Genomic DNA, 11,954 nt, shown 5'->3' on the forward strand with positions numbered 1-11,954 from the left:
GGGTACCCCGCCCCCCCCCCCCGCCCCCCCCCGGCGGGTGGGCCCGCCGCGGGTTCCCTGAGCGGGGCGTACCCGGGATAACACGGGGGGCCGCCCCAGAGACCCCCCACCCCGGCCCGCCCGCCGTTTCCGCGGGTGCTCAGGACCAGGTCGCCACCAGGTAGCAGACGCCGTACGGGGCGTCGTCGTAGAGCAGGGCCCCGGCGAGGTCCGCGTCCTCCGCCGCACCGGCGAGGACCTGCCAGGGGGCCCGGCCGGCGGCCTTGAGCCGGTACGCCAGGTCGGCGTCGAGGGCCTTGATCGCGGCGATGTCGGCGGTGCCGAGGGCTCGGGCGACCTCGGCGTCGAAGGGGGCCGCGCGCTCGTCCAGGTAGCCCGGCGCCTTGAGGGTGCGGCAGGCGCTGGCGTCGCCCATGACCAGCATCGCCACCCGCGCGGCCCGGCCGGCGATCTCCCGGCCGACCCGGACGCACCGCTCGGCCTCCAGGGGCTCGCCGACGCCGAGTCCCTCGACGGGGGCGTCGGCCCAGCCGGTGCGCTCCAGCAGCCAGGCGCCGACGGCGAGCGAGGGCGGCAGCTCCCGTTCACCGACGTCCGCGCCGGCCGTGCCGCTGCCCAGCCGTACGTCGACGTCGGCCCCGAAACCCCGGAACGTGCCCCGGCTGCCCTGGGGGAACACGCCCCGCCCCGGCTGTTCGGCGGGCCCTGTCACCACCAGGAGGTCGGGCCGGGCGGCGGCGACCACGCCCAGCGCGTCGGCGCAGGCGGCACGCGCGGCGTCCAGTTCGGGGGCAGCGCCTTGGGCGACCTCGGGCACGAGGACGGGCGGGCAGGGGCAGACTGCGGCGGCGACAAGCATGATCGGCAGGGTAACGCCGACGGCCGCCGGAGGTCAGTCCTCGATCAGCACGTCGGTCAGGTCGATCAACGTGAGCACCAGCACCACGAGCTGGTGATGCTCCTTTCCGCCCGTGTTGCGGCAGCCCTCAGTCGCAGCCGCAGCCACTGCCCGTCGCCACCGGCAGCGGCTGCGGCACCCCGATCTTCGGCAGCCCCAGCAGCACGCCCGCCGGCTTGGCCGCCTCGGCCGCGTTCCGCTTCTCCCAGGCGTCGCCGGCGCTGGTGCGCCGTACGCCGAGAGTCGGCCCCTCGGCGAGCAGGTGGTGCGGAGCCGCGTAGGTGATCTCGACCGTGACCACGTCGCCGGGGCGGACGTCCTGGTCCGGCTTGGTGAAGTGGACCAGGCGGTTGTCGGGGGCGCGGCCGGAGAGGCGGTGGGTGGCGCCGTCCTTGCGCCCCTCGCCCTCGGCGACCATCAGCTCCAGGGTGCGGCCGACCTGCTTCTTGTTCTCCTCCCAGGAGATCTCCTCCTGGAGGGCGACGAGACGCTCGTAGCGCGCCTGGACGACCTCCTTGGGGATCTGGCCCTCCATGGTGGCGGCCGGGGTGCCGGGCCGCTTGGAGTACTGGAAGGTGAAGGCCTGCGCGAACCGTGCCTCGCGCACCGCGTGCAGGGTCTGCTCGAAGTCCTCCTCGGTCTCGCCGGGGAAGCCCACGATGATGTCGGTGGTGATCGCCGCGTGCGGGATCGCGGCCCGCACCTTCTCGATGATGCCGAGGTAGCGCTCCTGCCGGTACGAGCGCCGCATGGCCTTGAGCACGGTGTCCGAACCGGACTGCATCGGCATGTGCAGCTGCGGCATCACGTTCGGGGTCTCGGCCATGGCCGCGATCACGTCGTCGGTGAAGTCACGGGGGTGCGGGGAGGTGAACCGGACCCGCTCCAGGCCCTCGATGGTCCCGCAGGCCCGCAGCAGCTTGCTGAAGGCCTCGCGGTCGCCGATGTCGGAGCCGTACGCGTTGACGTTCTGGCCGAGCAGGGTGATCTCGGAGACGCCCTCGGCGACCAGGGCCTCGATCTCGGCGAGGATGTCGCCGGTGCGGCGGTCCTTCTCCTTGCCGCGCAGGGCCGGGACGATGCAGAAGGTGCAGGTGTTGTTGCAGCCGACGGAGATGGAGACCCAGGCGGCGTAGGCGCTCTCGCGCCGGGTCGGCAGGGTGGAGGGGAACGCCTCCAGCGACTCGGCGATCTCGACCTGGGCCTCTTCCTGGACCCGGGCGCGCTCCAGCAGGACCGGCAGCTTGCCGATGTTGTGCGTGCCGAAGACGACGTCGACCCAGGGGGCCCTGCGCACGATGGTGTCGCGGTCCTTCTGCGCCAGGCAGCCGCCGACCGCGATCTGCATCCCGGGCCGCTCCGCCTTCCTCGGCGCGAGCCGGCCGAGGTTGCCGTACAGCCGGTTGTCGGCGTTCTCCCGGACCGCGCACGTGTTGAAGACGACGACATCGGCGTCGCCGTCGGACCCCTCGGGGGCGCGCACGTACCCGGCCTCCTCCAGCAGCCCGGACAATCGCTCGGAGTCGTGGACGTTCATCTGGCACCCGTAGGTGCGGACTTCGTAGGTCTTGGATCCTTGAACGTCCACTGCCGGGCTCCGGTCGCTGCTGCTGGTCATGGGTCAAGGGTAGGTGCTCACCGGAACAGCCCACATCCACGTTCTGCCACGCCCGCCGAGGCGGAGATCCACTCGATGATCACCGCACTCGCGCACGACGACGGTGTGCCGGTCGTGGTCGTCTCCGGCGAGGTCGCGGTCATGGCGGCCGGCCGGTGACCTCATGGAAGTGCGGGAAGGGTCTGCTCGGCCCAGATCGTCTTTCCGGACGTGGTGTGGCGGGTGCCCCAGCGCGCGCTCGACTGGGCGACCAGGAGCAGGCCGCGTCCGCCCTCGTCGTAGGAGCGAGCCCGCCGCATGTGAGGTGAGGTACTGCTGCCGTCGGACACCTCGCAGATGAGGTTGATGTCCCGGATCAGACGCAGTCGAAGGGGCGGCTGACCGTACCGGATGGCGTTGGTGACGAGTTCGCTGACCACCAGTTCGGTGACGAAGGAGATCTCCTCCAGCGCCCAGGCGGCGAGTTGCTCGGTCGTCAGCCGGCGGGCGCGGCCCACCACCGCGGGGTCCGAGGGAAGATCCCAGGTCGCGACATGCGCGCCGGGGAGGGTCTGCGGGCGGGCGAGGAGCAGGGCGACGTCGTCGGAGGGGGTGTCGGGGAGCAGCGCCCGCAGCACCTTGTCGCAGGCGTCTTCGAGGGACTGCGGAGCATGGTGCAGGCTGTTGCTCAGCCGGGTCAGTCCGCTGTCCACGTCCCGGTCGGCGGTCTCGATGAGGCCGTCGGTGAACAGGGCGATCAGGCTGCCTTCGGGCAGGTCGAGCTCGGCCGACTCGAAGGGCAGGCCGCCCAGGCCCAGGGGCGGGCCGGCCGGCAGGTCGGGGAAGGCGACCGTGCCGTCCGGGTACACGACGGCGGGAGCGGGGTGCCCCGCGCGAGCGAGCGTGCAGCGGCGGGAGACCGGGTCGTACACCGCGTACAGGCAGGTGGCGCCGACGACCTCGGCCTCCGGTTCGTCGACCGACTCGGCGGACGGACCCTCCTCGCGTTCGAGGCGCAGGACGAGGTCGTCGAGCTGGGTGAGCAGTTCGTCGGGCGGAATGTCGATCTCGGCGAGGGTGAGGACGGCGGTGCGGAGACGTCCCATGGTGGCCGAGGCCCGGATGCCGTGGCCGACCACGTCGCCCACCACGAGCGCGACCCTGGCGCCGGAGAGGGGGATGACGTCGAACCAGTCGCCGCCGACCCCCGCCTCGGTGTCGGCCGGCAGGTAGCGGGCGGCGACCTCCACCGCCGTCTGCCGGGTTGCCAGCCGGGGGAGCAGGCTGCGCTGCAGCGCCACCGCGGTGTTGCGCTCGCGGGTGTAGCGCCGGGCGTTGTCGACGGCCAGGGCCGCTCTGGCCGTGATCTCCTCGGCGAGGAGCAGATCGTTCGCGTCGAAGGCGTAGGGCATCCGGTGCCGCATGAACTCGGCGAGTCCCAGGGTGGTGCCGCGGGCGACCATCGGCACCACGGCGAGAGCGTGCACACCGACTTCGCGCACGACGCGGGCGCGCGCGGCATCCGTGGTCAGCCAGCCCCGCATGGCCGGGTCCCCCATCCAGAACTGCGCCGGCTCTCCGGTGGCCAGGGCACGGCTCATCGGGGAGTCCTCGGGGTACCGGGCCCGCTGCCCGACCTCGACCACGGACTCCGGGCAGCCGGGCAGGACGGACTTGGCCGCGGCCCGGCAGAGGACGACGGACTCGGCGGCCGCGAGCGCCTCCGGCTCGTCGCCGTGCAGGACGGACTCGAAGAGATCGACCACGACGAAGTCGGCGAAGTGCCCGGTGGCCACCTCGGCGAGTTCCTGAGCGGTCCGCCGCACGTCGAGAGTGCTGCCGATACGGATGCTGGCCGCGCTCACGATGGAGAGCCGCTGTCTGGCCCGGTACTGGCCGGTGATGTCGGCCGCGGCGGTCGACATGCCCCGTACCCGTGCCGCCACCGGGGCGGGGCGGTCGGTCAGCCGGGCCAGCGCCATCGGCAGCCCGGTCAGTGAGGTGATCACCGCGTCGGTCTCCGCGAGCTGGCCGCGGGTCGGCGCCGGTGGGGCCTCGCCGCGCAGCATCCACACGGTGCGCATACCGATCCGCGCCGTGGGCCGGATGTCGGTGTCGAGCCGGTTGCCGACGAAGACGGCGCGCTCCGGTGGCACTCCCATCTGTTCCAGCGCGGCGAGGAAGGCCCGGGGATCCGGCTTCTCGTAGCGCCCGCCTCCGAGCAGGATCGCGTCGAACAGTCCGTACAGGCCGTCACGGCGCAGCGCCTCCCTGACCTGGGGCGGGGAGAGGGAGACGATGCCGAGCCGGTACTGGCGCACCAGCGCGGGCAGCACCGGCCAGACATCGGGGTAGAGCGCCTCGACCGGGTACTCCCAGTGCTCGACGACGTGCCGGTGCAGCAGTGCGCCGTCCCCGCCGGGGACGAACCGCCGGGCGAACGCGGTGCGCAGCAGCCTGCCGCCGCTCTCGCGCTCGGCGTCGTACAGCGCCCAGAACTCGGCCTCGTCGACGTTCCCGGCCAGCTCGGTGACCGCCCGGTACAGGGCCTGGACGTAGCGCTCGTCGTCGTAGATCGTGCCGCCGATGTCGAAGAGCACCGCGTCGACGGGCCCGGCGGGTCGGTCCCCGCCGGGTGTGGAATGCCCGCTGGCCGTGGTCTTCACGGTTCGCCTCCTGGCTCGGAGGATCCGCGTTCTTCGCCTGTGGGTCAGGATGCCTCGTGGACGCGGCTTGGGCCTGTCGGGAGTGAAGGGCCGGCACGCGGCGGGCGGCCCGGTCGTCGACGACCAGGGAGTGCACCGGTCCGCCGCGCAGGACGGTGTGGATGGCCCGGGCCTCGGACTCGCCGCAGGCCACGGCGATGACCTCGGGGATCTGCCGGAGCACGTCAAAGTCTATGCCAATGGTCCGTTCGGCGAGGTCGGCGTCGGCGGGGGTGCCCGGGGGGGGCCGGCCCCAGCTGATGCCCAGCAGGGCGGCCGCTGGTCCGGGCGGCGATCTCGATCTTGGCGGTGCCCTTCTCCAGGCACTCGTCGAGGATCCGCGCGACCTTGTAGCGCGAGCTGGCGGCGCCCTCCGCTCAGGACACCGGGTCGAACAGCTTCCAGTGCCCCTCGGAGACGACCTCGACGCCGGTGTCGGTCACCTTGATGGCGGTCTGAGCGTCGATGGCGTACGCCGGACCGTTCATCCCGGCGGCCCACCGTTCCGCCTCGGCCATGGTGTTCTCCGGGCAGTCCGGGCTCTCGAGGTGCGGGAAGAGGGAGAAGTCGACGACGCCCAGCATGCTGTCGTCCCCGGCGGGCGGCGTCCGGTCGACGAAGTGCTCCCCGACGCGGGGCGTCAGCACCATGCTCCCGGCGCTGAGCCCCACGTAGACCGTGTCGTGCAGCGACGGGAAGAGGCCGGCCAGTCCGGACTCCCGCATCCAGTGGCACAGGTAGAGCGCGTCGCCGCCGTTCACCAGCAGGACGTCCGCCTCCCGGACCCAGGAGACCCAGCGTTCCTTGTCGATGTCGGGCAGTGCGGTGAGTTCCAGCACGCCCACCGACTTCCACCCCAACCCGGTCATGGGATGCGGGGAGCTTCCGCTGAAACGCCACGGCCCGCCCGGATCCCCGTGCGGGCCCCCGTATCCTGCGGTGGGGATACAGAGTGCGCCGGCCTCGGCGATCGGTTTGCCCAGGAGATCGACCAGCGCCGCCAGAATGCTTGCGTTCCTGACACCGGAGTCGGTGAGGAGAAGCTTCATCGCGCCCCCGCATCGCATGCATGTCGAGCGAAGCCGACCACAGGGCCGGCCCTAGTCGATCGGAAAGCGGTAGACCATCGACTCCCGGGCCCGGAAGCCAAGACGCTCATAGAGCCGGTTCGCCGCGGCACGATCCGGCCGGGAGGTCAGATCCACCGTCCGGGCACCCGCCTCCCGGGCGATCCGCAAGGCCTCCCGGGTCAGGAGTGCCGCGACCCCCTGGCCCCGCGCCGCGGTGTCGACGACCACGTCTTCGACGCGGCCCCTCATCCCGGACGGCAGGGGCAACAGCACCAGAGTCAGGGTTCCGACGATCGCCTCGGACGTCCGGGCGACAAGCACCGTGTTGGCATCACACGACACCATCCGGTCGATCGCCTCGTGGTCAAGGGGCTTGGCCGTCGAGGACAGCTGCGGCAGCAACCGGCCGAAGGCGTCGACGAGTTCCTCGCCTGCTTCCCGGACGATCTCTACACGGACATCCATACCGGGAGCCTATCCGTCGACCGGGCCCGCAGGGCTCGCCGCGAGGGCCGTGTGGCATGGCGCGCGCGGCTCCTGCCGACCCCGCCGGAGCCCGGTACGGGCGTGGAGTGGAGGGCAGTCGGGGATTGACGCGACCACATTTACTTAGAGTAGCCTTGCCTAAGTTGACCGTCTCCGGAGGGTGGCCGGTGGGATCAGGGGAGCTGTCGGGGCGGGATGTCCTGGCCAGGTCGGTCAGAGGGCAGGGGCGGCGGGTCGGTCTCGGGGCGGCGCTCGGTTGCGTGCACCAGCTCGGGGAGGCCCTGGTTCCCGTCCTCATCGGTGTCGTCGTCGACCAGGCCGTGGCCGGGCGGGACGCCGGGCGCCTGGTGTGGTGGCTGGCCGTGCTGGCCGTCCTGTACGTGTGCCTGTCGTGGAGTTTCCGGCTGGGCGCGCGGGCCGGGGAGCGCGGAGCCGAGGAGGCCGCCCACGAGCTTCGGCTGGCGGTCGTACGCCGGGTGCTCGACCCCCGGGGCGGCGCCGAGACGGAGCGGCTCTCCGGTGAACTGGCCAACGTCGCCACCGAGGACGCCAAGCGCGTCGGAGCGGTCAACATGGCGCTGATGAGCGGGATTTCGGCCATCGCCGGCATCGCGGCCAGTGCGGTGGCGCTGCTGCTGACGTCCGTTCCGCTCGGTCTGATCGTGCTGCTCGGCACCCCCGTGCTGCTGTGGCTCGGGCATCTGCTCAGCAAGCCCCTGGAGCGGCGCAGCGAGGCCGAGCAGGACCGGGCCGCCGGTGCCGCCGGGGTCGCGGCCGATCTGGTGGCGGGGCTGCGGGTGTTGAAGGGGCTCGGTGCGCAGCGGGCCGCGGTCGAGCGCTACCGCCGTACCAGCCGGGTCTCCCTCGCGGCCACCCTGCGCGCGGCGCGGGCCGAGTCGTGGCAGACCGGGCTCGTGCTGGCCCTCACCGGCGGGTTCATCGCGCTGATCGCCTGGGTGGGTGGTCGGCTGGCGCTCGACGGGTCGCTCACGCTCGGGCAGTTGGTCTCCGCCGTCGGCCTGGCGCTGTTCCTCCTCGGACCGTTGGAGACGTTCGCCTGGGTCAACGCCGAACTGGCGCAGGGCCGCGCCTCCGCCACCCGAATCGCCGAGGTGCTCTCCGCGGGGCCCGCCGTCACGGGCGGGGACGAGCCGGTTCCGGACGCGGTGCGCGGGGAGTTGCGGCTGCGCGGGGTACGGCTCGGCGGCCTCGACGGTGTGGACCTCGACATGCCCGCCGGGCGGCTGACCGGGATCGCGGTGACGGATCCGGCCTGCGCCGAGGCCCTGTTGAGCTGTCTGGGCCGGGAGAGCGACCCGGAGTCCGGCTCGGTCGAGCTGGACGGTGTGCCGCTGACCCGGCTGGACCCGGCCCGGCTGCGGGCCGCGGTGCTGGTCGCCGCGCACGACGCCGCGCTGTTCGAGGGCTCCCTCGCCGGCAACGTGGTCCCCACGGGCTCGGCCGACGACTCACTGACGGCACGCGCCATGGCCGCCGCCGACGCCGACGAGGTGGTCCGCTCGCTGCCGCACGGCGCGGCCACCGGGGTGGGCGAGGGCGGGCGTTCCCTGTCCGGCGGGCAGCGGCAGCGGGTCCTGCTGGCGCGGGCCCTGCGGGCCAGCACCCCGGTCCTGGTCGTACACGATCCGACGACCGCCGTGGACGCGGTCACCGAGGCCCGGATCGCCGCGGGGCTCCGGGAGTTCAGGCAGGGCCGTACGACGGTCGTGGTGACCAACAGCCCGGCGCTGCTCGCCGTCACCGACCGGGTGGTGCTGCTGGACGGCGGCCGGGTCGGCGCCGAGGGCACCCACGCGGAACTCTCCCGGACCCATGAGACCTACCGGACGGCGGTGCTGGCATGACGGACCCCACCACAGGGCACTCCATCACAGGGCCGGATCACATCGCGGGACCGGACCCCGCCGCAGGACCGGACCCCGTCGCAGGGCCGGACCCCGTCGCCGGACCGGATCGCGCCGCCGGGCCGGACGACACCGAACGCGATCTGCTGCCCACCGCCACGCCCGCCCGCACCCGCGCGGCCGTCCGCGAACTCCTGCGCCCCGACCGCGCGTTGGCGGCCGCCGGCTTCGGCACCCTGATGGTCGCCACGGCCGTCGGACTGCTCACCCAGCCGCTGCTCGGACACATCGTGGACGTCGTCACGGAGCACCGCTCCCCCGACGCGCTCACCCGGCCCGTCCTCGCGCTCGCCGGGGTCGCCGCGGTGCAGGGCCTCACCACCGCGCTGGGCATGTCCCTGGTGTCCAGGCTCGGCGAGACCGCGCTCGCCCGGCTGCGTGAACTGTTCGTGGAACGCGCCCTGTCGCTGCCGCTGGAGCGGCTGGAGCGGGCGGGCTCGGGCGACCTCAACGCCCGGGTCACCCGCGATGTCTCCCGGGTCGCCGACGCGGTCCGCACCGCCCTGCCCGAGCTGGCCCGCTCCGGGCTGTCGATCGTGCTGACCCTGGCCGCCCTCGCCCTGCTGGACTGGCGGTTCCTGCTGGCCGCGCTGCTCGCGGTGCCCGTGCAGGCGCACACCGCCCGCTGGTACGTGCGCAACGCCGTGCCCCTGTACGCGAGGGAGCGGATCGCCACCGGCGCCCAGCAGCAGCAGTTGCTGGACACCATCGGCGGGGCGCGGACGGTACGGGCGTACCGGCTCCAGGACGGCCACACCCGCCGGGTCACCGAGCGCTCGCGGACGGCGGTGGAGCTGACGATGCGCGGGGTACGGCTGGTGCTGCGCTTCTACAGCAGGCTGCACATCGCCGAGTACGTGGGCCTCGCCGCCGTGCTGGTCACCGGGTTCCTGCTGGTGCGCTCCGGCGCCTCCTCGGTCGGTACGGCGACGGCGGCCGCGCTCTACTTCCACAGCCTCTTCGGGCCGGTCAACACCGCGCTGGTGCTCCTTGACGACGCCCAGTCGGCGACGGCGGGACTGGCCCGGCTGGTCGGGGTCGTCGACGAACCGGCGCCCGCGGCCGACGAGCACACGGGCGGTCGTACGACCGGTGCGGCGGGCGATCCGTCCGTGACGCTGACCGGGGTCTCGCACGCGTACGTGCCCGGCCGTCCTGTGCTGCACGGCGTCGACCTCACGGTACGGCCCAAGGAGCGGGTCGCGCTGGTCGGCACCACGGGTGCGGGCAAGACGACCCTGGCCCGGCTGGTGGCCGGACTGCACCGCCCGGAGGCCGGCCGGGTCGACGTCGGCGGCGCCGAACCGGACGGCTCCGGCCGCCTGGTGGGGCTCGTCACCCAGGAGGTGCACGTCTTCGCCGGCCCGCTCGCCGACGACCTGCGCCTCGCCCGCCCGGACGCGGACGACGAGGAGCTGCGGGACGCGCTGGCCACGGTGGGCGCCCTCGGCTGGGCCGAGGCGCTGCCGGAGGCGCTGGAGACGGTTGTCGGCGACGGCGGGCACCGGCTCACCGCCGACCAGGCCCAGCAACTCGCCCTGGCCCGGCTGCTGCTGGCCGATCCGCCGGTGGTCGTGCTCGACGAGGCGACGGCGGAGGCGGGCAGCTCCGGCGCCCGGCTCCTCGACGAGGCCGCCGAGCAGGCGCTGCGCGGCCGTACCGCACTGGTCGTGGCGCACCGGCTCAGCCAGGCCGCCGCGGCCGACCGGGTGGTCGTGCTGAGCGACGGCCGCGTGGTGGAGGAGGGCAGCCACGGCGAACTCCTCGCCGCCCGGGGCCGGTACGCCGCCCTGTGGCAGGCCTGGTCGGACCACCGCTCCCCCGCCGCCCCCCATTGAGCTCCCTCTCCGAACCAAGCCGCCCCCGCCGGACCCCATCGCCGAGAACGGCCAAGAACAGAAGGATCAGCCGATGCCCCGCGCCACCAGAGTGTCCAGGCTCACCGGCCTGCTCGCCTCCGTACTCCTGCTCACGGCGACGGCGGTCGCCTGCGGCTCCACCGACTCCGACGGCACCTCCGGCTCGTCCGCGGCCGCGAAGGAGGGCTCGTCCGCCGGCTCGTTCCCCGTGACGATCGCCCACAAGTTCGGCAGTACGACCATCAAGTCCGAACCCAAGCGGATCGTGACCGTCGGCCTCACCGACCAGGACGCCGTCCTGGCCCTCGGCAAGGTCCCGGTCGGCACGACCGAGTGGCTGGGCGGCTACAAGGGCGCGATCGGCCCCTGGGCCCAGGACAAGCTCGGCAGCGCCCCCGCGCCGACCGTCCTCAAGGACACCGGCACCGGCCCCCAGGTGGAGAAGATCGCCGCGCTCAGGCCGGATCTGATCCTCGCCGTGTACGGGGGGCTGACCAAGGCGCAGTACGAGAGCCTGTCGAAGTTCGCGCCGGTGGTGGCCCAGCCGAAGCAGTACAACGACTACGGCGTGCCGTGGCAGCAGCAGACCGAGGAGATCGGGCAGGCGCTCGGCAAGGCCGACGAGGCCAAGACGCTGGTCTCGGGCGTCGAGGCCAGGTTCGCGGCGGCCAAGCAGGCCAACCCCGCGTTCGCCAAGGCCACGGCGGTCATGGCGACCCCGTACCAGGGCGTGTTCGTCTACGGCAGCCAGGACCCGCGCTCCCGGCTCCTGTCGGACCTCGGCTTCGCGCTGCCCAAGGACCTCGACAAGGTGATCGGGGACCAGTTCGGCGCCCAGATCAGCAAGGAGCGCTACGACCTGCTCGACCAGGACGTGGCCGTGTGGATCGCGCCGGACACCACCACGTCGGTCACCAAGCTGCACAGTGACCCGGTCTACGGCGATCTGAACGTGGTGAAGCAGGGCCGTGAGGTCTTCATCAAGGAGACCAGCGACTACGGCAACGCGGTGTCCCTGTCGACCGTGCTGAGCATCCCCTACGTCCTGGACCGCCTGGTGCCGCAGCTGGCGGCGGCGGTGGACGGCAAGACGTCGACGAAGGTGGCACAGCCGGCGTCGTGAGCGCAGGGAGAAGGGGGGCGGCCCGGTTCGACACCGGGCCGCCCCCCCTTTCTCGCTGCGTCTGTCAGGGGCCTTCGACCAGGCTCCTGGGCCGCATGTCCGTCCAGTGCGTCTCGATGTGGTCCAGGCACTCCTGCCGGGCCGCCGGGCCGTGGACGACCGTCCAGCCGGCCGGTACGTCCACGAAGTCGGGCCACAGGCTGTACTGGCCCTCGTCGTTGACGAGGACGGAGTAGACGCCGTCGGGGTTCTCGAACGGGTTGCTCATGTCAGCGGGTCCTTGCCTTTCGG

General features: G+C 73.1%; 9 protein-coding genes and 1 pseudogene. 3 read left to right on the plus strand and 7 right to left on the minus strand.

Going from position 1 to position 11,954, the window contains the following annotated elements:
- Positions 1 to 139: 139 nt before the first annotated feature.
- The 6 genes and pseudogenes from ACWGKQ_RS23390 to ACWGKQ_RS23415 form a co-directional block, all read right to left on the minus strand.
- Positions 140 to 859, minus strand: a complete 720-nt coding sequence (locus ACWGKQ_RS23390; RefSeq protein ID WP_453293879.1) for a class III extradiol dioxygenase subunit B-like domain-containing protein — start codon at positions 857 to 859, stop codon at positions 140 to 142.
- 127 nt (positions 860 to 986) lie between these two features.
- Positions 987 to 2,516: a tRNA (N6-isopentenyl adenosine(37)-C2)-methylthiotransferase MiaB gene (miaB, locus tag ACWGKQ_RS23395; protein ID WP_453293880.1), complete on the minus strand. Its 1,530-nt coding sequence runs from the start codon at positions 2,514 to 2,516 to the stop codon at positions 987 to 989.
- A 161-nt stretch (positions 2,517 to 2,677) separates the two neighbouring features.
- On the minus strand, positions 2,678 to 5,161 hold the full coding sequence (locus ACWGKQ_RS23400; protein WP_453293881.1) for an HAD-IA family hydrolase: 2,484 nt from the start codon (positions 5,159 to 5,161) through the stop codon (positions 2,678 to 2,680).
- 106 nt (positions 5,162 to 5,267) lie between these two features.
- Positions 5,268 to 5,471, minus strand: a pseudogene (locus tag ACWGKQ_RS23405) (sugar-binding domain-containing protein); the annotation flags it as partial.
- Between the two features lie 106 nt (positions 5,472 to 5,577).
- Positions 5,578 to 6,267 carry a Type 1 glutamine amidotransferase-like domain-containing protein gene (locus ACWGKQ_RS23410; protein ID WP_453293882.1) on the minus strand — a complete coding sequence of 230 codons (690 nt, stop codon included), beginning with the start codon at positions 6,265 to 6,267 and terminating at the stop codon, positions 5,578 to 5,580.
- A 33-nt stretch (positions 6,268 to 6,300) separates the two neighbouring features.
- Positions 6,301 to 6,735: a GNAT family N-acetyltransferase gene (locus tag ACWGKQ_RS23415; protein ID WP_453293883.1), complete on the minus strand. Its 435-nt coding sequence runs from the start codon at positions 6,733 to 6,735 to the stop codon at positions 6,301 to 6,303.
- Between the two features lie 203 nt (positions 6,736 to 6,938).
- Between ACWGKQ_RS23415 and ACWGKQ_RS23420 the strand changes: the two genes are divergently transcribed.
- The 3 genes from ACWGKQ_RS23420 (at position 6,939) to ACWGKQ_RS23430 (ending at position 11,663) form a co-directional block, all read left to right on the plus strand.
- Positions 6,939 to 8,621, plus strand: coding sequence for an ABC transporter ATP-binding protein (locus ACWGKQ_RS23420; RefSeq protein WP_453293955.1), 1,683 nt, complete (start codon positions 6,939 to 6,941; stop codon positions 8,619 to 8,621).
- Positions 8,618 to 10,519, plus strand: coding sequence for an ABC transporter ATP-binding protein (locus tag ACWGKQ_RS23425; protein WP_453293884.1), 1,902 nt, complete (start codon positions 8,618 to 8,620; stop codon positions 10,517 to 10,519). The genes ACWGKQ_RS23420 and ACWGKQ_RS23425 overlap by 4 nt, the downstream gene beginning before the upstream one ends.
- A gap of 73 nt (positions 10,520 to 10,592) precedes the next feature.
- Positions 10,593 to 11,663 carry an iron-siderophore ABC transporter substrate-binding protein gene (locus ACWGKQ_RS23430; RefSeq protein WP_453293885.1) on the plus strand — a complete coding sequence of 357 codons (1,071 nt, stop codon included), beginning with the start codon at positions 10,593 to 10,595 and terminating at the stop codon, positions 11,661 to 11,663.
- A gap of 64 nt (positions 11,664 to 11,727) precedes the next feature.
- Here ACWGKQ_RS23430 and ACWGKQ_RS23435 read toward each other — a convergent pair whose 3' ends face one another.
- Entirely contained in the window at positions 11,728 to 11,931 is a 204-nt protein-coding gene (locus tag ACWGKQ_RS23435) for an MbtH family protein (RefSeq protein ID WP_453293886.1), read from the minus strand.
- Positions 11,932 to 11,954: the final 23 nt, after the last annotated feature.

Source organism: Streptomyces sp. NPDC054770 (genome assembly GCF_053611985.1).